1 pseudogene is annotated in these 258 nt (G+C 68.2%); it reads left to right on the forward strand.

Annotated features, from left to right (window positions below):
• Positions 1-258 (forward strand): annotated as a pseudogene (locus VT50_RS10070) (IS982 family transposase); the annotation flags it as partial.

Raw genomic sequence — 258 nt, forward strand, 5'->3', positions numbered from 1 at the left:
CGGCACTGTACGTGTTCATCGACGACCATGTGGCCCCTTGTCGCCGGATCGGGCGACCTCCGAAACTCACGGACGCCGAACTGCTGTGCCTGGCGGTCGCCCAGGTCCTGCTGGGCTTCCCCTCGGCCCGCCAGTGGATCCGCTTCGCACACGCCCGCCTGGGACACCTCTTCCGCTACCTGCCCCAGCAGTCCGCCTACAACAAGCGGCTCAACGCCTCCGGCCCGCTGATCAGCCACGTGATCGAGGCCCTGGCAC

The sequence above is a fragment of the Streptomyces antioxidans genome (assembly GCF_000968685.2).
Taxonomy (GTDB): Bacteria; Actinomycetota; Actinomycetes; order Streptomycetales; family Streptomycetaceae; genus Streptomyces; species Streptomyces antioxidans.